Annotated in this window: 3 protein-coding genes; all 3 read left to right on the plus strand. The window is 72.3% G+C overall.

From position 1 onward, the window contains the following. Positions 1–988, plus strand: a 988-nt coding sequence (locus tag ABZ641_RS34360) for an AMP-binding protein (RefSeq protein WP_359988257.1), incomplete at its 5' end; no start/stop codon positions are given. Positions 989–1001: 13 nt separating this feature from the next. Continuing rightward, the gene (locus ABZ641_RS34365; protein ID WP_359988259.1) at positions 1002–1352 is read left to right on the plus strand and encodes a DoxX family protein; all 351 of its coding nucleotides are present in this window, start codon (positions 1002–1004) and stop codon (positions 1350–1352) included. Positions 1353–1796: 444 nt separating this feature from the next. Further along, positions 1797–2113: FAD-dependent monooxygenase (locus ABZ641_RS34370; RefSeq protein WP_359988261.1), on the plus strand; the 317-nt coding region annotated here is incomplete at its 3' end.

Consider the following 2113-nt stretch of genomic DNA (forward strand, 5'->3'; position numbering starts at 1 on the left):
CGCCGCCATGTCCGGCGTGCCCACCGTGTACTCCGTCCTCGCCCATGTCCCCGTCGACGCAGACATCTCCAGCATGCGGTTCGCCGCCGTCGGCGCCTCGCCTCTCCCTCCAGCCGTACGGGACTCCTTCGAGCAGCACACCGGCATCCCGCTGTGCGAGGGCTACGGGCTGACCGAGGCGACCTGCGCCTCAGCCCTCGGCCTGCCCGGTCACACCCGCTCCGGCAGCGTCGGCCGGCGCCTGCCCTACCAGCAGGTCAAGACCGTGCGGATCGACCCGAACACCGGCGAGCGGCACGACCTGCCGCCCGGCGCCACTGGGGTGCTCACCGTCAGCGGTCCGGTCGTCTTCGCCGGGTACGTTGCCGAGCACACCGCCCAGGGGCCTCGCCTGGAGACCGCGGGGAAGATCCGCGACGGCTGGCTGGACACGGGCGACCTGGCCCGCATCGACGCCGACGGCTTCATCCATCTCGCCGGCCGCGCCAAGGACCTGATCATCCGTGGGGGCCACAACATCGACCCCGCCGCCATCGAGGACACCCTCCTCGCCCACCCTGAAGTCACCGCCGCCGCGGCGGTCGGCCGCCCCGACCCCCACGCGGGCGAAGTCCCCGTCGCCTACGTCACCCTCGCCCCCCACGCCCAGACCAACCCTGCCGAACTGCTCACCTGGGCCGCCGAACGAGTCCCCGAACGCGCAGCCGCCCCGCGCGAGGTGCTCGTGATCGACGCCATCCCGCTCACCGCCGTCGGCAAGCCCTACAAGCTCGGCCTGCGCCTGGACGCCACCCGCCGCGCGGTCCACGCCGAACTGGCCGCCCAGGGCGCGGACTGCGACCCGGAGCTCATCCTGTGCCGGCCGCACGACGGCGGTGTCCGTGTCACGTTGCCCGCCCTTGCCGACGAGGCGGTACGACGCAGGGTCACCGCAGCCCTGGACCGGTACGTCCTGCACTGGCAGTACGCCCCCGAACAAGCCACCTGAGAGGGAAGCCCCCATGAGCACCACCGCCACCGTCCTCGCCGTCCTCCTGACCGGGATGTTCCTCCTGTTCGGGTCGGCCAAGCTTGCGGCAGTCCCCGCGATGCGCCAGGCCGCGGGCCACGTCGGCATGACCACGACCCACTACCGCCTGCTGGGTGCTCTGGAGGTGGCGGCAGCGGCCGGTCTGCTGCTCGGCCTGCGGATCACCGCGCTCGGTGCCGCCGCGTCGGTCGGCTTGATCCTGCTCATGGCCGGAGCCGTCGTCGTCCATCTACGCAGCGGTGACCCGGCGGCCCGCTGCCTGCCGGCCGTCGTCGTGGGTGTCCTGGCCGGAGCCCATCTCGTCGTGCTGGCCGGCGGCTGAGCGCCCCGCTGGAAGTACCGCGATTGGCCGTCAGCCGCCCGCGGCACCGTCGTGGCTGGTCGCGCCGTTCCCCGCGCCCCTTCAGGGCGCTGCCGAATCGCAGCGGACTTCGCCAGACCCGCTTGGCAGCGCCGCCGCCGGGACCCGAGGAGCATCACGATGAGCCGCATCGACGTCCGCCAGCATCTGCCGCCCTGTGCCTCCACGCCATGGCTGACGTAGCGCAGCATCCGCGCTCAGGGCCACCACCGCAGGCCGCCTTCCTTCATACGGCTGTACGGCGCCCGCCGCATCTTCACCCCCTTGGCTGCCGAGGTGCTGTGCGCCTCTGAATCGACACCGCTGTTTCCGGCGACCGGGGAAACGCCCCTGGCCCTCTTCCCCTGCCTCTCCTGACCCGTCCCCACCCCATGGCACCGAGCCGTGACATCCCATGGAGCACCCATGAACGACATCGACGTTCCCGTCCTCATCGTCGGCGGAGGCGGTGCGGGGCTCACCGCCTCCATGCTGCTCAGCCGCATGGGCATCGAGTCCCTGCTGGTCACCGCCTGGCCCAGCACCTCCGTCCTGCCCAAGGCCCATGTCCTGAACCAGCGCGCCATGGAGGTCATGCGCGACGCCGGCGTCGCCGACACTGTCTACGCCGCCTCCACCCCGGCCGAGCAGATGTCCCACACCGCCTGGTACGTCGGTCTGGCCGGCGACCATGAGGACTACGGCCGCAGGGTGGCCCTGATGGAGGCCTGGGGCGCGGGCGG

Source organism: Kitasatospora sp. NPDC007106 (genome assembly GCF_040634455.1).
GTDB classification, from domain to species: Bacteria; Actinomycetota; Actinomycetes; order Streptomycetales; family Streptomycetaceae; genus Kitasatospora; species Kitasatospora arboriphila.